Origin of the sequence: Pseudomonas sp. ef1 (genome assembly GCF_007293365.2) — a bacterium.
Classification (GTDB): Bacteria; Pseudomonadota; Gammaproteobacteria; order Pseudomonadales; family Pseudomonadaceae; genus Aquipseudomonas; species Aquipseudomonas siliginis.
On record NZ_CM129815.1, the window covers coordinates 6,202,060 to 6,222,909 of the forward strand.

Genomic DNA, 20,850 nt, shown 5'->3' on the forward strand with positions numbered 1-20,850 from the left:
CATGCCCTTGCCGTTGATCTATCACGAAGACTACAGCCCCGAGTTTCCCGCGGATCACCGCTTTCCCATGGACAAGTTTCGGCTGCTGCGCGATCACCTGGTCGACAGCGGCCTGACCCGCGACGCCGACCTGCTGCGCCCGCAGATCTGCCCCAACGACATCCTCGCCCTCGCCCATGACCGCAGCTATATCGAACGCTACATGAGCGGCGAGTTGTCCCGCGAAGACCAACGGCGCCTCGGCCTGCCGTGGAACGAAGCGCTGGCGCGACGCACCGTGCGCGCGGTGGGCGGTTCGATCCTGGCGGCAGAGCAAGCCCTTGAGCATGGTCTGGCCTGTCATCTGGCCGGCGGCACCCATCACGCTCATTATGATTACCCGGCCGGGTTCTGCATCTTCAATGACCTGGCGATCATCAGCCAGTACCTGTTGCAGAGCGGCCGGGTCAATCGCGTGCTGATCTTCGATTGCGACGTGCATCAGGGCGACGGCACTGCGCGGATTCTGCATGACACGCCGGAGGCGATTACCGTTTCCCTGCACTGCGAAAAGAATTTTCCCGCACGCAAAGCCGAAAGTGACTGGGACATTCCGCTGCCCAAGGGCATGGGCGATGCCGACTATCTGCAGGTGGTCGATGACACGCTCAATTACCTGCTGCCGCTGTATCAACCGGATCTGGTGCTCTACGACGCTGGCGTTGATGTGCACAAGGACGATGCCCTCGGCTATCTGCAACTGACCGACGCCGGCGTGGCCGAGCGCGATGAACGGGTGATGCGCCATTGTCTGGGCCGCGACATCCCGGTGGTCGGGGTGATCGGCGGCGGCTACAGCAAGGATCGCCACGCCCTCGCCCGCCGCCACGGCATCCTCCATCACAGCGCGCAACGAGTGTGGGATTCACACGGCTGTCATTGAAACGTGCTGCGTTACCCACAATCGCTGTGGAACTGCCTGTGGATAACCTGAGTGAAAGGGACTGCAGGCCAGGCTGGGCATGGCGCCCAGCGCACTGTTTATTTTTTAACCAGCCTCGAAATACACCGCAGCCCCGGTGGGAGCGAGCCTGCTCGCGAAAGCTTTAGCACCTACAACATCTAATTGACTGACAGACCGCGTTCGCGAGCAGGCTCACTCCTACAGGGGTTCAGCGCTGTTAGAATGCGCGCCTTGTCCCGCCATACCGCAGCGCACGCCCATGACCCAGAACTCCGCCCCCGCCAACATCCACGTCGCCATCATCGGCGGTGGCCCCGCCGGCCTGATGGCCGCCGAAGTGCTGGGCGAGGCCGGAATCCGCGTCGACGTGTACGACGGCATGCCCTCGGTCGGGCGCAAGTTCCTGCTGGCCGGGGTCGGCGGCATGAACATCACCCACTCCGAAGCGTACCCGGCGTTCCTCTCCCGCTACGCTGAACGCGCACCGCAGATCGCCCCGCTGCTACGCGGATTCGATGCCGATGCCTTGTGCCAGTGGATTCACGAACTGGGCATCGAAACCTTCATCGGCAGCTCCGGCCGCGTGTTCCCCACCGACATGAAAGCCGCCCCGCTGTTGCGCGCCTGGCTCAAGCGCCTGCGCGACAGCGGCGTGGTTATCCACACCCGCCATCGCTGGCTCGGTTGGAACGCAAGCGGCGCATTGCGCATCGCCAGTCCGCAAGGCGAAATCAGCGTAAACCCCGACGCCACCCTGCTCGCCCTCGGCGGCGGCAGTTGGTCGCGCCTGGGCTCGGATGGCGCGTGGATGTTGACGCTGGAGCAGCGCGGCGTGGATCTGGCACCGTTGCAGCCAAGCAATTGCGGCTTCGAGGTGCAGGCCTGGAGCGAGCTGATGGTGAGCAAATTCGCCGGCGCGCCGCTGAAAAACATCGCCATCGGTTTGAACGACGATATCCCGCGCTTGGGCGAATGCGTGATCACCGCGACCGGCATTGAAGGCAGCCTGATCTATGCGCTGTCGGCGCCGATACGCGAGGAAATCAATCGCTATGGCGCAGCGGTTATCCACATCGACCTGCTGCCCGGCCGGCCTGTGGATAAATTGCAGGCGGCGCTGAGCAAACCACGCGGCTCGCGCTCAATGGCCAAGCATCTGCACAGCCAGGTGGGGATTGATGGGGTTAAAGCAGCATTGTTGCGCGAGCTGACCGACGCCGAAACCTTCGCCGATCCGGCGCTCCTGGCGCGAGCGATCAAAGCGTTGCCGCTGACTCTGGTGAAAACCCGTCCGCTGGACGAAGCGATCAGCAGTGCTGGTGGCGTGAGATTCGAGGCGATGGATGAGCGCTTGATGCTCAAGGCGCTGCCGGGGGTGTTTTGTGCGGGCGAGATGCTCGACTGGGAAGCGCCGACCGGAGGTTATTTGCTGACCGGGTGTTTTGCCAGTGGGCGCGCGGCAGGGTTGGGTATTGTGCAGTGGGTCAAGCAGCAGCAAGTTCTGAGCTGCAAGCTGCAAGCCGAAGCAAAGCGCTTCTAACTTGCAGCTTGCAGCTGAACGCTCGGAGCTGCTTTCAGGGTTTGCGCTTACGCGGCCCAGTATTGAACACCGGCACTTTGCGCACCGGCTTGATCGATGGCTCCGGTGCCGAGGTCTCGCCGCTGTCGACCCACTTGCCCAGATTGCGTTTTCCACCGCCACCGCCCGACGCTTTCGGCTTCTTCGGTTTCTTCGGCTTTTTGATCACCTGACCGCTGGCATCGGTGTCCGGCACGCGGTGCTCGGGCTCGAAATCCGGTTCGTTCTGGCGCTTCAGGTTCTGCCGCGTCAGCATTTCGATGGCCGAGAGCATGTTCACTTCATCGGCACACACCAGCGAGATCGCCTCACCAGTGGCACCCGCGCGGCCAGTCCGGCCGATGCGGTGAATGTAATCCTCGGCCACGATCGGCAGATCGAAGTTGACCACCAGCGGCAGGTCTTCGATGTCCAGACCACGGGCGGCAACGTCGGTCGCCACCAGAATCTGCACTTCGCTGAGCTTGAACCGGTCCAGCGCGCGCTGGCGCGTAGCCTGCGGTTTGTCGCCATGGATGCCGTCAGCATTCACACCGAGGCCCTGAAGTTTTTCCACCAGCGCATCGACGCCGTTGCGGGTCTTGGCGAACACCAGCACCTGCTTCCACTTGTTCTTGCGCATCAGGTGCACGAACAGTTCGGCCTTGCGCTTCTTGTCCACGGTGACGATCCACTGCTTGACCGTGTTGGCGGCGACGTTGCGCGGGCTGACTTCGACGCTCAAAGGATCATTGAGCATCTGCCCGGCAAGCAGGCGGATGTCATCGGAGAAGGTCGCGGAAAACAGCAGGGTCTGGCGTTTTTTCGGCAGCATGCGGTAAATGTTCGCCAGTTCTTCGGAGAAGCCCAGGTCGAGCATACGATCGGCTTCATCCAGCACCAGCGTTTGCAGTTGATCGAGTTTCAGCGCGTTCTGGCGGAACAGGTCGATCAAGCGACCGGGTGTGGCGACCAGCACATCGACGCCGCCGCGCAGCTTCATCATCTGCGGGTTGATGCTGACACCGCCATAGACCGCGTAAGTACGCAGCGGCAGGTTTTCCGCGTACTGGCGCACGGCTTCGTGGACCTGCTCGGCGAGCTCGCGGGTCGGCACCAGAATCAGCGCACGCGCCGAATTGGCGGTGACTTTCGGCCCTTCCATGGTCAGCAACTGCAACAGCGGCAAAGCGAAACCGGCAGTTTTACCGGTGCCGGTCTGGGCCGCTGCCATCAGGTCGCGACCGGCCAGCACCGCCGGAATGGCTTGCGCCTGCACCGGCGTCGGGGTCTGGTAGCCGAGCGTCTCGAGGGAGCGCAGCAAGGGTTCGATCAGGCCAAGGGAGGCGAAAGTCATGGGAGTACCGTAGGAAAAAATGACGCGGGGATGCAATGCCGCGCAGTTTACCCTAATTCGTACGCGCTTCCGTCGGAACGGCTTTCGCCTCTTCCACGGGTGGCTGCGCAGGTCGACGCCACTGCGGCAGGCTGATCAGCAGCACGGCGCTGATGATCACCAGCATCGCCAGCGCTTCTTCGATGCCGATGGTCTCGCCGACAAACACCACACCGAGCAACACCGCCACCGCCGGGTTGACGTAGGCATAACTGGTCGCCGCCGCCGGGCGCACGTGTTTGAGCAGATACATGTAGGAATTGAAGGCGATGATTGAGCCAAAGAAGATCAGATAGGCCAGCGCCAGCCAACCCTCGAGCGGCGGCATGGCTTGCAGGTGCTCGCCGCTCAGCGCACTGCCGATCAGCAAGACCACGCCGCCGACGAGCATTTCCACCGCACTGGCCATCGCCCCTGCTGGCAGCGGCAGATGCTTGCTCCATACCGAACCGAACGCCCAGCTCGCCGCCGCGAAGATCAGCAACATCGCGCCGAGCGGGCTCGATTGCAGGTTGGAACCCATGTTGAGCATGGCGATGCCAATAATCCCCAACGCCACACCGGCCCACTCCAGCCGCGTATTGCGCGCGCCCCAGAAGTAGCCGAACAACAAGGTGAACAGTGGCACCGTCGCCACCGCCAGCGCGGCAACGCCGGAAGCCACACCAGTGTGCTCGGCCACGCTGACCGCGCCATTACCAAAACTGAGCAGCAGAATGCCGACCAGCCCCGCCGCTTTCCACTGCGCCCAGGTCGGCGCCGCAGCCCCGCGCCAGCGCAGCCAGGCATACATCAAGCTGCCGGCAATGACAAAGCGCACCCCGGCCAGCAACAGCGGCGGCCAGTATTCGACGCCGATGCGAATCACCAGATAGGTCGATCCCCAAATCACATACAACGCAAAAAACGCAGCGATCAACGGCAGGGAAAAACGGCGCAAGGCAGGCATGGGCAGCTCGACAGTCAGGCTCGGTGGATGGATTATTCTAGAAAGGCGCACGAGCAAAAATAAGTTACAAAACCTGTTTTTAGCGCCGGTACACTTTTGCATGAAAGCAACTGAGACCGACAAGGTCCTTGTGGGAGCGAGCCTGCTCGCGAAAGCGGTGTATCGGTAGACATCCATCTTGGATCGTTCCCACGCTCCGCGTGGGAATGCCTCAACGGACGCTCTGCGTTCGGCTTTGAAAGGGACGCGGAGCCTCCCGGGCTTCATTCCCACGCCGAGCGTGGGAACGCTCAGTCGGAGTACCCGGGATCAGCGATAACGCTGCAAATGCTCGCCGACTTTCGCCGCAGGGACTTTCTGCAACTTGCACAGCAGGTCGTGATTCAACTCGCGCACCCCGTGCTTGCCGCGCAACTCTTGCGCCAGATGCGCCATCAGATTGGCCGCCATCTCCGCATCGGCCATGGCCCGGTGAGCCTGGCCCGTATGCGGCAACTGCGCGAACGTGGTGAGCGTGCCGAGCTTGTGATTCGGCGCCGCCGGCATCAGGCGCCGCGCCAGCAGCAGTGAACAGGCGAAATTCTGCAGGCGTGTGCGCTTGATCCGCCCCAGTTCGAAATCCCAGAATTTCTGGTCGAACGAGGCGTTGTGCGCCAGCAACGGCGTGCAGCCGACGAATTCGTTGACCTCTTCCATCACCCGCTCGGCCGGCGGCGCGGTGCGCAGCATGGCGTTGCTGATGCCGGTCAGTTGCTCGATGAACGCAGGGACGCGCACGCCGGCGTTCATCAGGCTCTGGTAACGCTCGACGATGCGGCCGTTTTCCAGCATGACCACGGCAATTTCCGTAGCGCGGCAGCTGCTGTTCGGCGACAGGCCGGTGGTTTCAAAGTCGATGACTGCAATGCGTTCCAAACCGTGTTGTACTCCGTCCAAATCAATTCTTCAGTAGCAGTGCGCCTTCGATCGGCACGTAGCGGCTGGCGGCGCGGATCAGCGAGTTGGCGGTCAGGCCAGGGACGCCGTAGGCCACCGCTTGCACACCGTGCTTGTTGATGATGCGCTCGAGCAGCATGTCGAAATCGCCGTCACCGGAGGCCAGCACCACTTCGTCGACATGGTCGGCGGCGTCCATGATGTCCAGGGTAATGCCCACGTCCCAATCACCCTTGGCCGAGCCGTCGCTGCGCTGGATGTAGGGCTTGAGCTTCACGATGAAACCGAGGTTGCGCAGGATCTGCTGAAACTGCTGCTGCTTGCTGTCGCCACGGTCGATGGCGTAGGCATAGGCCTCGACGATCTGCCCGTTCTTGCTGATGTCCGCCCACAATGCGGCGTAGTTGAAGTGGCAACCATAGGCCTGACGCACGGTGTAGTAGAGGTTCTGCACATCGGCGAACACTGCGATTTTTTTCACCGGAGTTCCTGTGGGCGCGCAAGCGCACGAAGCGGGGTCAGGCGATCAGGCCTGAAAAAGGCGCTCAGTATGCCAGCCAAGAGAAAGATTCAGCGAATAATCACCGGCTGGCGCCGAGATGTCCCTGACAAACGGTGGTGTGGCGAGGGGATTTAGCGAAACGTCGCACCGCCCCGCTGGGCTGCGCAGCAGTCCTCGCTCCAATTAGGAAAAGCGGGGCTGCTACGCAGCCCAACGGGGATAAATCCCCTCGCCACAGGGGTCCATGTCAGCCTTTAAAGGCGATGTCAGACAAAGGAGTCGTCGTCATCGAAAAACGACGAATTGTCGCTGCTGTAATCGGCGTCGCTGAAACCGCCCTGGTCATTGCCAGAGAAGCCGTTGTCCGCCACGCGCTGATCATCACCCCAGCCGTTGTTGCTCTGGTCGGCGACCTGCGCCGGTTCTTCCTTGATGACCTCGACGATTTCTTCCGGTTGCTGATTGTGGTGGAACAGGCTGCTGATGCCCTGCGCCAGCATCACACCGCCGGCCACGCCAGCGGCGGTTTTCAGCGCGCCGCCGAGGAAGCTGTTGCCCGCCGCCGGGGCTGCCTGCTGCGCATAGTTGGGCGGCGCGGCGCCGAAGCTCTGTTGTGGCGCCGGTGCCTGGTAGCTCTGCTGCGGCGCTGGTTCACGCCAGCCGCCGGAGGACGACGGCGCTGCGCTCGGGCTCGGCGCCGGACGCGAATTGCCGCCACCAAAAATGCTCGACAGGAAGCCACCGCCACCGCTTGCTGCCGCAGCGCCACTCTGGGCCTTGGCCGATTGCAGCTCGGCCTGCAGGCGCTGGACTTGCTGGGTCAGTTGCTTGTTCTGCTCATCGAGGCTTTTCAGCGCGGCCTCTTGCACCAGAATCGCCTGGGTCATGAAATAACCTGCCGCCGGTTGGCGCGTCAGGTGTTCCTTGATCCGCGCCTCGGCCTGGGCGTCGCGCGGGGCTGCCTCCGTCTCGGCCTGTTGCAGCCGGGAAAACAGTCCATCGATCAGGGTTTGCTCTTCGCTGTTCATGGCGACCTCGTAGATTGCCGGTAATAACGTGCCCGCGCCCACTCTGGGCGTGGTGCTCTCCTGTAATGGAGACAGTGACAAAACGTTTCAATGACCTTTACCGAATGTTTACGTTTGTGTCGCCCCGCGTTGCATCGGTTAAAGTGAGCCACTGTTTTCGACCTGCGATACCGACTGATGAATGCCCTCGAAGTACTGCGCGACTCTTTGTATTTTTTCAAACGCCATCTGGGCAGCATCGTGCAGTTGTGCCTGCCGCTGGTGATTGTCGAAGCTTTCTTGCAGCAGGCGGTCGATCACGCCACCGGGCCGGACACCTTCGCCGGAGTCAGCATCATCGTCGGCCTGCTGGTGTATCCGCTGTACACCGCCGCGCTGATCCTGTTTCTCGATGCGCGCAGCCGTGGCGAGTCGCCGCGCAACCGCGACCTGCTGGCGATGGCCGCAACCCTGTGGCCACGCTTCGCCGTGCTGACCGCGCTCAATACCTTGCTGATTCTGCTGGGCCTGTCGCTGTACTTCCTGCCGGGCCTGATGCTGATGGTCATGCTCGCCTTCGCTGAATACCTGCTGGTGCTGCGCGGCCTCGGGCCGTTGCAGGCAATGAAGGAAAGCCTGCGTCTGACCCGTGGGCACTTCTGGCGCATCCTGCTGTGCATTCTCTGCGTGATGACTCCGTTGTGGTTGCTCAAGGGCGCGACGCTGGCGGTGTACCCCGAACCGCAGAATCCGCTGATTGCCGGGCTGATCGACAGCGCTCACAGCTTTCTGCAACTGTTCACCAGTGTGGTGCTGTTCCGCCTGTTCATGCTGATCAGCGAATTGCCTGACAAACGTAACGGCGCAGTCTGACCGCGCCGTGCTTGGGCTTCGCGGCTGCCGTCAGGTATGCTCGGGGCCACTTCCTGTAACGCTATAAGCCGAGCCATGACCCGTCTGCTGCGCTACACCCTGCTTCTCGTCATCCTTGCCGTCGTCCTGTTCGGCGTACTGCTGTTCAGCCTGACCTGGCGCCCCGATGCCCGCGAAACCCTGCCGGTCAGTTGCAGCACCACGGCGCCGACGCTGGTGCCCGGGCAAGCACTGAAAGTCATGACCTGGAACGTGCAGTTCCTCGCCGGCAAGCGCTACGTATTCTGGAATGACCTGGCTCAGGGCGACGACGAAGCGCCGACCGCCGAAGACATGGCCTTCAGCCTCGACGAAGTGGCGCGGGTGATCCGCGACGAACAACCCGATGTGGTGTTGTTGCAGGAGCTCGACGACGGCGCCAAGGCCAGCGACTACCAGAATCAGCTAAAGCTGTTGCAGGAACGTGTCGCCGATCTGTACCCGTGCAGTACCAGCGCCTTCGACTGGAAGGCGGATTTTGTTCCCGAGCCACATATCTACGGCAGCGTCGGCCGCCAGTTGGCGACGTTGAGTCGCTATCGCATCGAACACGCCGAACGCCTGCAACTGCCCGTGGCCCCGAGCAACTTCATCAGCCGCCAGTTCCAGCCCAAAGATGCTTTGCTCGCAGTCAAACTGCCGCTCAGCGATGGCGGACAACTGACCGTGTTCAACACACACTTGCAGCGGGCCAGCCAGGCAGACGGCAACGTGCAGGCGCAAGTCGCTGCCGTGGCCAAAGTGCTCGACAAGTATGAAAGCCAGGGCCTGCCCTGGCTGATCGGTGGCGATTTCAATCTGCTGCCGCTGGGCCAGTACCGACGCCTGCCCGTCGAGCGCCGCTCGCCCTACTCTGCCGACAGCGAACTGCATCTGCTGTGGGACAAGTACCCGATGATCCCGACCAACAATGAAGCCGGCGGCATCGACCGGGCCAAATGGCTGACCCATTACCCCAACGACCCCGGGCTCAACGGCCCGGATCGCACGGTGGATTATCTGTTCTACAGCCCGAAGCTCAAACGCCTGCAAGCACAGGTGCGGCAGGACGATACCTTGCGCATCTCCGACCACTTGCCGGTGATTGCGCGGTTCCTCCTGCCCGCTGCGCCCTGAGCGCTCTGCCCTTAGAAGCCGGGCGGAATGTAACCGGGGACAAACCGGACGCCCAGGCACTTGCCATGCAGGATTCGCCCGTCCTCGATCAGGAACTGTGCAATCTTCTTCTGTTGATCGATCTTCGCCTGCAATTTGCAATCGGAACTGTGCCCAACTTGCTGATAATGCTCGGTGTAGACCATGCCGTTGCCGGTATGGGTCATCGAAGTGCCAGCCGCTTCGGTGGTGGTCCAGCTCGCGGACTTGTACCAGGTCAGCACGGCCAAGGGTTCGCCATTTGGGCCGATTTCTTTTTTCATCGAATCAGGCGTGCCGAACAGGTCCAGTGCTTCCTGGAGATCGCGGCCTTCCCAGCGGCTCTGCGCGATAGTGCCACAACCGCTCAAGAGCAATCCTGCCACCAGGGTTGCCAGCCACAAACGTGTGTAAGTCATTGGATGCCCCGGCTTATTTCTTGAGTTCGAGCAGGCTGTCGATGTTGTCCATCATCTGGCTCTTTTGCTGAATCGGCGCGAGCTTGAAGAACATCTGCTGCAGCATCTCGATCATCTGCAGGTATTCCATCTTGCCCACGGCGGCCATGTCGTTTTTCGCGCGACTGCCAGGCGCACAGGCAAACTTAAGCGCCTGCTGGACCCAGAACTCCTTTGGGGTCTGCCATTGATTGGCAACTTTCAGATGACGCATGGTGTAGGCAAGACGCTCGATGGACTGGCCATTGATAAAACGCACCTTGCCCGTAGAGCATTGGGCTTCGAGGTTGTAGACGTCGATCATCGGTTTGCCCGGTTCTTCATACACCAGAGTCACCGCGACCATGGTTGCGCCTTTGGTTTTCTGCGAAGGCACGACCGAGGTGGCATCGGCGACGTACATGATGTTTTTCTGGGGCACGCCGTTGCCGTAGATAATCCACCAGTCGCCAATCGGGTTGGACTCTTCGGCCATTGCCGGATCAGAGGCGGCCAGCAGCGCAGCCGACAAGAAGATCAACTTCTTGAACTTGAAGAAAGAGCTCATGGGCAGTTCCGTTCCTTGGGCGCAAGTTGTCAGGCAACAAGGCTTGTTATTGTTCAGACGGCGATTTTGCGAGCCTGAACAACCAAGGGCAATTAGCACGGACGGGCTAATGGCACGCAGCCATTGCGGGTCAGGTGCCCCGTGGTTTCGCCCGCGCCGTGGCTTCGGCGACCAAAGGATCGTCCGGCCAATAATGCTTCGGATAACGCCCCTTCAGATCCTTCTTCACCTCGGCATAGGTGCTGCGCCAGAAGTTGGCCAGGTCCTGCGTGACCTGCACCGGTCGCCGCGCTGGCGACAGCAGATGCAGCTTGACCACTTGCCGGCCGCCGGCGATCCGTGGCGTATCGGCCAGACCAAACAGCTCTTGCAAACGCACCGCGAGAATCGGTGGATGTTCGCTGTAATCCAGACGAATCGATGAACCCGACGGCACGCTCAAATGATGCGGCGCCAGCTCGTCGAGCTTCTGCGGCAGCGGCCACGGCAGCAGATTGCGCACGATGCTCGACAGGTCGAGGTTGGCGAAATGGCTCAGCCGCGAGACCTTGCCCAGATAGGGCATCAACCAGTCTTCCAGGGTATTGAGCAGCGCTGTATCGCTGACATCCGGCCATTGGCTGTCGTCCTGAGTGCGCAGATCGAGCTGGCGCAACAGCGCCACCCGCGCTTGCCACTGGCGCAGTTCTGGCGTCCATGGCAGCAGCTCCAGACCCTTGCGTCGCACCAGATTGACCAGGGCCTGACTGCGCGCGTTTTCATCCAGACCGGTCAACGGTTCGCGGCTGAGAATCAGCTCGCCGACCTTGCGCTGGCGCTCGGCACGCAGCACGCCTTCGCGTTCATCCCAATCGAGTTGGTCAACGCTGCGCACTTGCTCGGCGAGCACCGAGTCGAACAGCGCCGGATCGAAATCCGCCGCCAGATAGATGCGTTCTTCGCGCTGGCCCTGACGGCTGCCGAGGTCGGCGATGACAATCCACTCATGCTTCATCAAGCTGTCGGCCTCAGCGAACAGCGCGGCGCGACCGTTGGCCAAGCGGTATTCGGCACCCCCGGCACGCCGTTGCTGGGCGACGCGATCCGGGTAGGCCAGCGCCAATAGCGCGCCGAGCCAGCGCGGATGCTCGGGATCGTTTACCGGTTCGCTCGGCTTGCCGCGCAGATAGCCGCGATATTGCCGAGCCAATTGCCGGGCACGTTGTACCCCGCCCTGCGTACCACGACCGGCGCGCTCTTCGCCGGAAAGCAGCACCAGCCTGCTGTGCAGATCCGCACCGGCACCGCGCAAGATATCGCGCTCGCCGAGCAGCGCCGCCACATCGCAGGCCATCGCCGCCAGCCCCAGCGCCTGACCGCGCAACAGCAAATGCGCAATGCGCGGATGCGCCGGCAATTCAGCCATGGCCTGGCCGTGGGTCGTCAGCGTGTCGCCGTGCAAGGCGCCGAGGCGTTGCAGCAGATCCTGCGCTTGGGCATACGCGGCCGCTGGCGGCACATCCAGCCAGACCAGTTCGCCCGGGGTCACGCCCCAGCGCCCGAGTTGCAAAGCGAGGCTGGCCAGATCCGCCGAGAGAATTTCCGCGCTGCCATAGGCCGCCAGTTGTTCGTGCTGATCCTGTGACCACAAGCGATAACACACGCCCGGCTCCAATCGCCCGGCGCGGCCGGCACGCTGGGTGGCGCTGGCCTTGGAGATGCGTTGAGTGTCGAGGCGGGTCATGCCGCTGCCCGGGTCGAAACGCGGCACCCGCGCCAGCCCGGCATCGATGACCACGCGCACGCCGTTGATGGTCAGGCTGGTCTCGGCGATGTTGGTTGCCAGCACCACTTTGCGCTGACCGGGCGGCGCCGGATCGATCGCCGCGCGTTGCGCATTGAGGTCGAGTTCGCCGTGCAACGGGCACAGCAAGATGTCTTTGCGCTCGCCAATGGCGTCGGCCAATTGCTGATGTACGCGACGGATCTCCGCTTGCCCGGGCAGGAACACCAACAGGCTGCCGGTCTCGTCGTGCAGCGCTTCGAGCACGGTTTGGGTAACGCGCTGGTCGATGTATTCGCCTGGCTGAAACGGCCGGCCCCAGCGCATCGACACTGGATACATGCGCCCTTCGCTGCGCAGGATCGGCGCGTCATCGAGCAACCCCGCCAGGCGCTCGCCTTCGAGGGTCGCCGACATCAGCAGAATCTTCAGCGGCTGTTCAGCGCGAAACAGCTCGCGACCGTTCAGACTGAGGGCCAGCGCCAGATCGGCGTCGAGACTGCGTTCATGAAATTCGTCGAAGATCAGTAAGCCCACACCCTCCAGCGCCGGGTCGTCCTGCAAGCGCCGGGTGAGAATGCCTTCGGTGACCACTTCGATACGCGTCTTCGGGCCGACTTTGCTGTCGAGGCGGATGCGATAGCCGACGGTTTCACCGACCTGCTCACCGAGCTCGCTGGCCAAACGTTCCGCCGCTGCGCGCGCGGCCAGACGCCGTGGTTCGAGCATGACGATGGTCTGCCCGGCCAGCCAGGCTTCGTTGAGCAAGGCCAAGGGCACGCGGGTGGTCTTACCGGCGCCGGGCGGTGCTTCGAGCACGGCTTCGTGGCGTGACGCAAGGGCTTCACGCAGGGCGGGTAAAACATCATCGATCGGCAAAGAAATCATGCTGGCTCCCAAACAGAGCGGCGAGTATAACGACGAACTGTCTGACGTTCGTCAGGGTCTTAACTTCACAAGACGAAGCTTCGTTATTTGATGACTCAGGAGACATTTCCATGCGCTTACCCTCTCGCCTGATCGGCGGTGTTCTGGTTGCCACTCTGCTCACGCAACTCACGGCGTGCGGCTCGATTTTCTACCCGGACCGCCGTGGCCAGATCGACGGCAAGATCGACCCGGCGATTGCCGTGCTCGATGCCGTCGGCCTGCTGTTCTACATCATTCCCGGGCTGATCGCGTTTGCCGTCGACTTCGCCACCGGGGCGATCTATTTCGAACCGGGCCACACCGCGCAGATCGATCCGGCCAAGCTCAAGCAAGCCATCGGCCCTGACGGGCAGGTCGACAATCACAAGTTGCAGGCGATTCTTGAGAGCGAACTGGGTAAAGACTTTCCTCTCGACGACCCGCGTCTGATCCAGCACAAGGGCAGCACTCAGCAACTGGCGATGTTCGGCCTGCAACCCGCCGCTTGAATAAGGACGTTCAATGACCTCCAGCCCCGAACACGCCCGCCTGCTGCGGCTGGCGACCCGCGCCTCGGTGGCGGTCGCGTGCACGCTGATCGTCGCCAAAGCGATTGCCTGGTGGCTCAGCGGATCGGTGAGCATGCTCGCCGGCCTCACCGACTCGGCGCTGGATGGCGTCACCTCGATGCTCAATCTGCTGGCGGTGCATTACGCACTGCGTCCGGCGGATGACGATCACCGTTATGGCCACGGCAAAGCCGAATCGCTGGCGGGCATGGCCCAAGCGTTGTTCATCGGTGGCAGCGCGGTGCTGATCGCGTTTCAGGCCTACCAACGCTTGCAGACTGCGGAACCACTTGGCGCACCGTGGCTGAGCATCGGTGTGATCGTGTTTTCCCTGCTGCTGACGGCCGCGCTGCTGATGTTGCAGCACCGGGTGATCAAGCAGACCGGCTCCAACGCCGTGCGCGCCGACTCCCTGCATTACCGTTCGGACCTGCTGCTCAACGGCAGCATCCTGATCGCGCTGGTGTTGGCGGGAATGGGTTTTGCGCAACTGGACGCGTGGTTTGGGCTGGGGATCGCCGTGTACATCTTCTGGAGCGCGATTCAGATCGCCCGGGAAAGTTTTTCGGTGTTGATGGACGAGGAATTGCCGACCGATGTCAGCCAGCACATGCTCGAACTGGCGTGCAGCGTGCCGGGGGTGCTCGGTGCGCATGACTTGCGCACGCGGATCTCGGGCAACCACTGGTTCGTGCAATTGCACCTGGAATTGCCGGGCGAACTGACCCTGTCAGTCGCCCATGGCATCAGCGATCAAGCGGCGGCGGCAATTCACAGGGCTTATCCGAAGGCCGAAGTGCTGGTGCACGCTGACCCTGTAAAAGCAGCCACAAGCGACAAGCCTCTAGCTTCAAGCTTGTAGCTCGCAGCTCGTAGCTTGCAGCTGCCCCTATCTGACCTGATAACCACGACTGCTCAGGCAGTTGCCCTGCGCCTGGCGATAGGCCTGAACCACTTCGGGCGCCGGTTGGTAGGTCGCGGTGCGCGGGTCGAAACCGCTTTGCTGCACCGCGCACTGAGAGCACTGGTAACCGTCCTGCTGCACTTGCTGCGGCGACTGGCCGTTGGCCGGGTAGGCTTCGACGTCATAGCCCTGAGCTTGCGGTTGTGGCGGTTGCTGCAGCGGCGGCTCGACCACCACGTAATCCTGCGTTGCCTCTTGATAGGCGTAATACGAGCCGGCGGCGAGGAACAGCAGCGAGCCGCCGATCCACACTTCACGGGCGTAATCCGGCAAATACTGGATGCGGATCCCGCGCGGTGGCTGCACGACGATATAACGCGGGCCTTGCGGGCGATACCAATAGCCGCCGGAATAGAAGTAATCCTGACCGCGATACGGCACGCGGTAATCACGATCCGGGAAGCGGTCGATCACATGCCCCGGTCGATATTGCGGGCCAGGACCCCAGCCATTGCCATGACCGTTCGGCCGTCCCGGCCAGCGGTTGTCATCGGGACGTGGCCGCGTCTGCCATTGCTGATTGTGATAACCGTTCTGCGGGCGCTCGTCGCGGTAGTAACCCTGACGCGGCTCCTGAGTCTGGTGCACGGCGTCGGGTCGCGGCTGGATCGGCAGGTTGTTGCCCGGCTGGCGAGGCGGTTCTGGACGATCATCGACACGGTTGCGGTTCTGCCATTGACCGTCATTGTTGTGCGGCTGGCCGTTGTGCTCGAACTGACGGCTGTTGTCGCCACGGATAATCCCGTCGTTCTGCGGCCCGTTGCCAGGCCCACGACTCTGCGGCTCATCGGCCAGCACTTGCGCACTGACACCCACACAGAGCAAACCAACACCGGCCAGACGCCAGATGCGCGAATTCATGCTTTTCCTCACTGCGGGAGCCTGTCGTTGGCAGGGCTTGTTGCTGAGACTCGAAACAGCCCCATCGGGTTCTGCAACAGGTTATCAGTCGCGCGACTTATTTATTGAGGCGCCAACATGAAATCGCAGGCAAGAAAAAAGGGAGACCCGTCGGCCTCCCTTCTGGAGAACTTCGTCCTGGCTCGACGCTTTTGACGTCGGCTCACCTCACGCCGTCTTCTGGACAGTGTGCAGCTCGGGGGCCGGCACATCCCCGGTGGGGGTGGCGGCCGCGGCGGGCCTGATTGGGCGGGCCGCGTGGACTGTGTTACCGAGCAGTGATTCTGGTGTTAAGAATAAGCCTGAGGCTGCGACAGAGGATTGCGAAAATTGCTCAATTAAACACCGCTTGCGCAATTTTTAACCCTGGATAGATAATCTGCCGCAATAGTTACGACCAAGGACAGATTGATGAGCAAACTTGACCGGTATGACCTGAGTATTTTGGCGGAATTGCAGCGCGACGCCCGTATCTCCAACCAGGAACTGGCCGAGCGCATCGGTCTGTCGCCCTCGCCTTGCTCGCGCCGGGTCAAGCAACTGGAAGACGATGGCTATATTTCCCGCCAGGTTGCGCTGCTCGATCGCAAGATGCTCGGCTTGAGCCTGACGGCGTATGTGCTGATCGGCATGGATCGGCACACCCCCGAGCGCTTCGAGAATTTCGAGGCGGCAATTCGCACGTTGCCGCAAGTGCTGGAATGCAGTCTGGTGACCGGAGTGGATGCCGACTACCAGTTGAAAGTGGTGGTGCCGGATATGGATCACTATCAAAAGTTGCTGTTGGGGCATCTGACCCGGATCGAGGGGGTCACCAGCGTGCGGTCGAGTTTTGTGCTGAATCAGGTGCTCAACAGCACCGAACTGCCGCTGACTCATTTGCGTAGCTGATATCGCTTTCGCGAGCAGGCTCGCTCCCACAGGGGAATGCATTTCAACCTGTGGGAGCGCGCCTGCTCGCGAAGGGGCCGGCACAGGCGACGCAGATCAATGCCTCGCCATCCGCCCTTGGCGTATACTCGCCGCCGCCCTTTCAGCCCTGTCCGCGCCGGAGATCGCCAATGGATCCAGCACTGTTCGAAGAGTGGATGATGACCGGTCTGGTCAGCATCCTGATCATTTTCATGGGTTTCATCGTCTGGGATCTGGCGAAGAAGTCCAAGGCCGGGCGGTTCGGCTCGTTCATTCTGTTTTTCGTGCTGGGCCTGGGCGTGGCCGCGTTCATCATCAAGAGTGTGGTGATCGGCCTGATCGAATCCGGCGCCTTATAAGCGCGCCGGCACTTCCTGCCACTGGCCCTGATCCAGCCCTTCAATCGTCCAGTCGCCAATCCTGACTCGCACCAGACGCAACGTCGGCAGCCCGACCGCCGCCGTCATGCGCCGCACCTGACGGTTGCGCCCTTCGCGAATCACCAGTTCCAGCCATGAAGTCGGTATGGTCGCGCGAAAGCGTACCGGCGGATTGCGCGGCCACAACTGCGGCTCAGCCAGTTGCCGCGCTTCGGCGGGCAGAGTCATGCCGTCATTCAGCTCGACGCCATCACGCAGGCGCTGCAACTGCTCGGCAGTCGCCTCGCCTTCCACCTGCACCCAATAGGTCTTGGCCAGTTTGTGTTTCGGATCGGCGATGCGCGCCTGCAACTGGCCGTCGTTGGTCAGCAGCAACAAACCTTCGCTGTCGCGATCCAGACGTCCGGCCGGATAAATCCCCGGCACATCGATGTAATCCTTGAGTGTCGCCCGCCCTTCACCGTCGCTGAACTGCGTCAGCACATCGAAGGGTTTGTTGAACAGGATCAGCTTCGGCTCGGCCGGCGGCGCTTTTGCGACACGGCGTGGCGAGGACGATTGCGGCTTCACACCGGGACGGCGCGAAGGTGGACGGGGCGGACGGGACATAAGAGACAGAACATTTAGCGATCAGGGCTGACAATGCTAGTGCCCCGACCGCCAAATGACCACGACTAACCGTTAACGGAACGGCGGCTCGTCGAAGCTGCGCAGTTTGCGCGAGTGCAGCGAGTTGAGTTCGGTACGCAGCAGATCCACCGCTTCGATGCCGATTTTCAAATGCTGGCTGACCGCGCGCTCATAGAAGGCGTTGGCCGAGCCCGGCAGTTTGATTTCGCTGTGCAGCGGTTTGTCCGAGACACAGAGCAACGTGCCGTACGGCACCCGCAAGCGATAACCTTGCGCTGCAATCGTGCCGCTTTCCATGTCCACCGCCACTGCGCGGGACAGGTTGATCAGCGGCCGTTCCTGAGCCCAGCGCAGTTCCCAGTTACGGTCGTCGTAGGTCAGGACCGTGCCGGTGCGCAGGCGCTTCTTCAGATCGTCGCCCTTCTCGCCAGTGACATTCGCCGCTGCCTGTTGAAGCGCAAGCTGCACTTCGGCCAGTGCCGGGATGGGAATATTGGGCGGCACCACACGATCGAGAATGCCGTCGCGGCGCATGTAAGCGTGGGCCAGCACGTAATCGCCGATGGTCTGCGACTGACGCAGGCCACCGCAGTGGCCAATCATCAGCCAGCAATGCGGGCGCAGCACGGCCAGGTGATCGGTGATGTTCTTGGCGTTGGACGGGCCGACACCGATGTTCACCAGCGTGACGCCGTGGCCGTCGTTGGCGATCAGGTGATAGGCCGGCATCTGGTAACGGTGCCAGACCACACCGGCGGCAATCGCCGAGGCTTCGCCGTGGTCCATGCTCTTCTCGATGATCACGTTGCCCGGCAGGACCATGCGCACGAAGCGCGGGTCGCGGCGCAACTGCTCCAGACCATGAACGATGAACTGATCGACGTAGCGGTGATAGTTGGTCAGCAGAATCCACGGCTGCACATGGCGCCAGTCGCTGCCGGTGTAATGCACCAGACGGCGCAGCGAGAAGTCCACGCGCGCCGCATCAAACAGCGCCAGTGGCAGCGGATCGGTGTTTTCCCAGTCGTAGAGGCCGTCGGCAATGCCATCGGTGGCGGCGGACAGATCGGTACTCGGGAACACCCGCGCCAGCACCGCCGCAGTGACGCCGGAACCGGCCAGTTCATCGCCCTGCTCGACCACATACGGATACGGAATGTTCTGCTGGCTGACGCCGACTTCGACGGTCACGGTGAAGTCGTGCATCAACGGCGTCAGTTGTTCGAGCAGGTATTTGCGAAACGCCGCCGGGTGGGTGACGGTGACGCTGTAAGTGCCCGGCAACTGCACCTTGGCGTAAGCGCGGGTGGTCTGCGGCACTTCGCCCTGGCAGTGGTAGGTCAGTCGCAGTTCGGGATAACGAAACAGGGCACGCTGTTCGGCGTCGGGTTCGACGCGGTCCTTGAGGTAACGCTTGAGGGCAGAATTCAGCGCAGTGGTGGCCCGCTCATGCAGCTCGGCCAGACGATCCACGGCTTGTTCGGCGGTTTGAACGACAATAAACGCTTCGGTCACGATCAGCTTCCTGTGTTCTGACTTGCAGAGCTTCATCTTGCCTGCATCGTGGACGCACGGGAACAGTGGCGTTGTGGCGACACTTAAATCTGCAGACCAATGATGTCCCCTGTGGGAGCGAGCCTGCTCGCGAATGCGGTGGATCATCCAATAAAGATGTCGACTGACACACCGCTTTCGCGAGCAGGCTCGCTTCCACAGGGGGGATATGACGTGGGTCAGAAAAGCTGTGGAGTCGAGCGCGCGACGATGGCTTCGACGTCCAGCCCACGCGGCAACGCGCCGTAGACGCGACCGCCACCGCCACCGCTCAGACGGCTGGCAATGAAGGCATCACTGACCACCGAGTTGCCCGCCTCGAGCAACAGCTTGGCCTGCAACCCGAGCGCAATGTCTTCGGTCAACTGCCGCGCCCGATACTGAATATCACTGGTGTCCTTGAATTGCGCCTGCAACTGCTGGATATGTGCGGCCAGACGCTTGTCGCCATGGCCGTCGCCCAGTTCGCTGAACAGCACATCGAGCACGCCCGGTTCTTTTGACAATGCGCGCAGCACGTCGAGACATTGCACATTCCCCGACCCTTCCCACGTCGAATTCACCGGCGCTTCGCGGTACAGGCGCGGCAGGATGCTGTCTTCGACATAACCGGCGCCGCCCATGCATTCGGCGGCTTCGTTGATCATTCCTGGCGCACGTTTGCAGATCCAGTATTTGCCCACCGCCGTCACCAGCCGCGCGAACTGCGCTTCGTGGCGATCATCCAGATGATCGAGCGCCTTGCCCATGCGCAGACTCAGGGCCAGCGCGGCTTCGCTCTCCAGCGCCAGATCGGCCAGCACGTTTTGCATCAGCGGCTGCTCGCTGAGCAGTTTGCCGCCGATCTTGCGGTGCGCGCAGTGATGACTGGCCTGGGTCAGCGCCTGGCGCATCAGCGAACTGGAGCCGACCATGCAATCGAAACGGGTCATCGCCACCATCTCGATAATGGTCGGTACGCCACGCCCTTCTTCGCCGATCATCCATGCCAGTGCGCCACGAAACTCCACTTCGCTGGAGGCGTTGGACTGGTTGCCGAGTTTGTTTTTCAGACGCTGGATGTAGAACTGATTGCGCGTGTCGTCCGGGCGATGGCGCGGCAGCAGGAAGCAACTCAAGCCCTTGTCGGTTTGCGCCAATGTCAGGAAGGCATCGCACATCGGCGCCGAGCAGAACCACTTGTGCCCGACCAGTTCATAAGCCTGACCCGGACCACTGGCGCCGACCGGATAAGCCTTGGTGGTGTTGGCGCGGACATCGGTGCCGCCCTGCTTCTCGGTCATCGCCATGCCGATGGTCACGCCGGCCTTGTGCGCCATGCCGACATTGCGCGGATCGTATTCGGTGGCGAGGACTTTCGGGAGCCACTGTTCGGCCAGGTCCGGTTGCAAGCGCAGGGCCGGCACGCTGGCGAAGGTCATGGTCAACGGGCAACCGCTGCCGGCCTCGGCCTGGCTGTGCAGATAGGTCATCGACGCGCGGGCGACATGTGCGCCGTCCTGCGGGTGTGCCCAAGGCAGCGAGGTCAGGCCATGTTTGATCGCCGTGCGCATCAGCTCGTGGTAGGCCGGGTGAAATTCGACCAGATCGATACGATGACCATAGCGATCATGGCTGGCGAATACCGGTTTGTTCTGGTTGGCGAGAAACCCCGCTTCCATCAGCGGCCCGCCCGCCAGTGCGCCGTAGGCATCGATCCGCGACTCGGCCCAACCGGCGCCAAAGCGCCGCGACCACTCCTGCAGCGGCAGATCGATGCGGTACAGGTTGGTGCCGTCCAGCGACGGTGGCTGATTGGTGACTTCGTGGGTTTCGGCGAACTGATGCAGGTTCATGACGGCGCTCCGTGTTCAGCAATGGCACCAGTTAAGCACTGGTGCTTTTTTGAACAAAGTGTCATAGACGCCGTTTTTGCGGCGCTTTTACCC

The 20,850-nt window shown here is 62.0% G+C and carries 20 protein-coding genes; 8 read left to right on the forward strand and 12 right to left on the reverse strand.

What is annotated here, in order from left to right; translation table 11 throughout:
* The first annotated feature begins 1 nt into the window (after window position 1).
* Window positions 2-922, forward strand: coding sequence for a histone deacetylase family protein (locus tag FEE99_RS28395; RefSeq protein WP_024014421.1), 921 nt, complete (start codon window positions 2-4; stop codon window positions 920-922).
* 280 nt (window positions 923-1,202) lie between these two features.
* Window positions 1,203-2,483: a TIGR03862 family flavoprotein gene (locus FEE99_RS28400; protein WP_052392145.1), complete on the forward strand. Its 1,281-nt coding sequence runs from the start codon at window positions 1,203-1,205 to the stop codon at window positions 2,481-2,483.
* 34 nt (window positions 2,484-2,517) lie between these two features.
* Here FEE99_RS28400 and FEE99_RS28405 read toward each other — a convergent pair whose 3' ends face one another.
* The 5 genes from FEE99_RS28405 to FEE99_RS28425 form a co-directional block, all read right to left on the reverse strand.
* Window positions 2,518-3,858 (reverse strand): DEAD/DEAH box helicase, encoded by a 1,341-nt coding sequence (locus FEE99_RS28405; protein WP_041477749.1) that lies wholly within the window; start codon window positions 3,856-3,858, stop codon window positions 2,518-2,520.
* A gap of 52 nt (window positions 3,859-3,910) precedes the next feature.
* Window positions 3,911-4,846, reverse strand: a complete 936-nt coding sequence (gene yedA / locus FEE99_RS28410; RefSeq protein ID WP_041477748.1) for a drug/metabolite exporter YedA — start codon at window positions 4,844-4,846, stop codon at window positions 3,911-3,913.
* A 309-nt stretch (window positions 4,847-5,155) separates the two neighbouring features.
* Window positions 5,156-5,761 carry a 3'-5' exonuclease gene (locus FEE99_RS28415; protein WP_024014425.1) on the reverse strand — a complete coding sequence of 202 codons (606 nt, stop codon included), beginning with the start codon at window positions 5,759-5,761 and terminating at the stop codon, window positions 5,156-5,158.
* Between the two features lie 22 nt (window positions 5,762-5,783).
* Entirely contained in the window at window positions 5,784-6,263 is a 480-nt protein-coding gene (locus FEE99_RS28420) for a LabA-like NYN domain-containing protein (RefSeq protein ID WP_041477747.1), read from the reverse strand.
* Window positions 6,264-6,550: 287 nt separating this feature from the next.
* Entirely contained in the window at window positions 6,551-7,312 is a 762-nt protein-coding gene (locus FEE99_RS28425) for a DUF2076 domain-containing protein (RefSeq protein WP_041477746.1), read from the reverse strand.
* A gap of 177 nt (window positions 7,313-7,489) precedes the next feature.
* On the opposite strand from FEE99_RS28425, the gene FEE99_RS28430 reads away from it, so the two are divergent.
* Together FEE99_RS28430 and FEE99_RS28435 are read left to right on the forward strand one after the other, a co-directional pair.
* Window positions 7,490-8,164 (forward strand): YciC family protein, encoded by a 675-nt coding sequence (locus FEE99_RS28430; protein WP_016773061.1) that lies wholly within the window; start codon window positions 7,490-7,492, stop codon window positions 8,162-8,164.
* Window positions 8,165-8,239: 75 nt separating this feature from the next.
* The gene (locus FEE99_RS28435; protein ID WP_041477745.1) at window positions 8,240-9,319 is read left to right on the forward strand and encodes an endonuclease/exonuclease/phosphatase family protein; all 1,080 of its coding nucleotides are present in this window, start codon (window positions 8,240-8,242) and stop codon (window positions 9,317-9,319) included.
* An 11-nt stretch (window positions 9,320-9,330) separates the two neighbouring features.
* Here FEE99_RS28435 and FEE99_RS28440 read toward each other — a convergent pair whose 3' ends face one another.
* The 3 genes from FEE99_RS28440 to hrpB all read right to left on the reverse strand — a co-directional run bounded on the left by FEE99_RS28440 (window position 9,331) and on the right by hrpB (window position 12,992).
* Window positions 9,331-9,756, reverse strand: a complete 426-nt coding sequence (locus tag FEE99_RS28440) for a hypothetical protein (RefSeq protein ID WP_052392144.1) — start codon at window positions 9,754-9,756, stop codon at window positions 9,331-9,333.
* A 13-nt stretch (window positions 9,757-9,769) separates the two neighbouring features.
* Entirely contained in the window at window positions 9,770-10,342 is a 573-nt protein-coding gene (locus FEE99_RS28445) for a hypothetical protein (RefSeq protein WP_041477744.1), read from the reverse strand.
* Window positions 10,343-10,472: 130 nt separating this feature from the next.
* Window positions 10,473-12,992, reverse strand: a complete 2,520-nt coding sequence (gene hrpB / locus FEE99_RS28450) for an ATP-dependent helicase HrpB (protein WP_041477743.1) — start codon at window positions 12,990-12,992, stop codon at window positions 10,473-10,475.
* Window positions 12,993-13,102: 110 nt separating this feature from the next.
* Here hrpB and FEE99_RS28455 point away from each other — a divergent pair, with 110 nt between their 5' ends.
* Window positions 13,103-13,522 carry a hypothetical protein gene (locus FEE99_RS28455; RefSeq protein ID WP_041477742.1) on the forward strand — a complete coding sequence of 140 codons (420 nt, stop codon included), beginning with the start codon at window positions 13,103-13,105 and terminating at the stop codon, window positions 13,520-13,522.
* Between the two features lie 13 nt (window positions 13,523-13,535).
* Window positions 13,536-14,444: a cation diffusion facilitator family transporter gene (locus FEE99_RS28460; protein WP_041477741.1), complete on the forward strand. Its 909-nt coding sequence runs from the start codon at window positions 13,536-13,538 to the stop codon at window positions 14,442-14,444.
* A 27-nt stretch (window positions 14,445-14,471) separates the two neighbouring features.
* Here the strand turns inward: FEE99_RS28460 and FEE99_RS28465 are convergent, their stop codons facing one another.
* Window positions 14,472-15,407 (reverse strand): DUF6515 family protein, encoded by a 936-nt coding sequence (locus tag FEE99_RS28465; RefSeq protein ID WP_041477739.1) that lies wholly within the window; start codon window positions 15,405-15,407, stop codon window positions 14,472-14,474.
* 450 nt (window positions 15,408-15,857) lie between these two features.
* Here FEE99_RS28465 and FEE99_RS28470 point away from each other — a divergent pair, with 450 nt between their 5' ends.
* Together FEE99_RS28470 and FEE99_RS28475 are read left to right on the forward strand one after the other, a co-directional pair.
* Window positions 15,858-16,337 carry an Lrp/AsnC family transcriptional regulator gene (locus FEE99_RS28470; RefSeq protein ID WP_007909658.1) on the forward strand — a complete coding sequence of 160 codons (480 nt, stop codon included), beginning with the start codon at window positions 15,858-15,860 and terminating at the stop codon, window positions 16,335-16,337.
* Window positions 16,338-16,507: 170 nt separating this feature from the next.
* Window positions 16,508-16,717 carry a DUF2788 domain-containing protein gene (locus FEE99_RS28475; protein ID WP_016773053.1) on the forward strand — a complete coding sequence of 70 codons (210 nt, stop codon included), beginning with the start codon at window positions 16,508-16,510 and terminating at the stop codon, window positions 16,715-16,717.
* Here FEE99_RS28475 and FEE99_RS28480 read toward each other — a convergent pair.
* From FEE99_RS28480 to FEE99_RS28490, 3 genes are all read right to left on the reverse strand, one after another.
* Window positions 16,712-17,347, reverse strand: a complete 636-nt coding sequence (locus FEE99_RS28480; RefSeq protein ID WP_041477738.1) for a pseudouridine synthase — start codon at window positions 17,345-17,347, stop codon at window positions 16,712-16,714. The two genes, FEE99_RS28475 and FEE99_RS28480, sit on opposite strands and share 6 nt — an antisense overlap.
* Before the next feature lie 72 nt (window positions 17,348-17,419).
* The gene (gene amn, locus FEE99_RS28485; protein ID WP_167351308.1) at window positions 17,420-18,919 is read right to left on the reverse strand and encodes an AMP nucleosidase; all 1,500 of its coding nucleotides are present in this window, start codon (window positions 18,917-18,919) and stop codon (window positions 17,420-17,422) included.
* Between the two features lie 182 nt (window positions 18,920-19,101).
* Window positions 19,102-20,757 (reverse strand): acyl-CoA dehydrogenase family protein, encoded by a 1,656-nt coding sequence (locus FEE99_RS28490; protein WP_041477737.1) that lies wholly within the window; start codon window positions 20,755-20,757, stop codon window positions 19,102-19,104.
* Window positions 20,758-20,850: the final 93 nt, after the last annotated feature.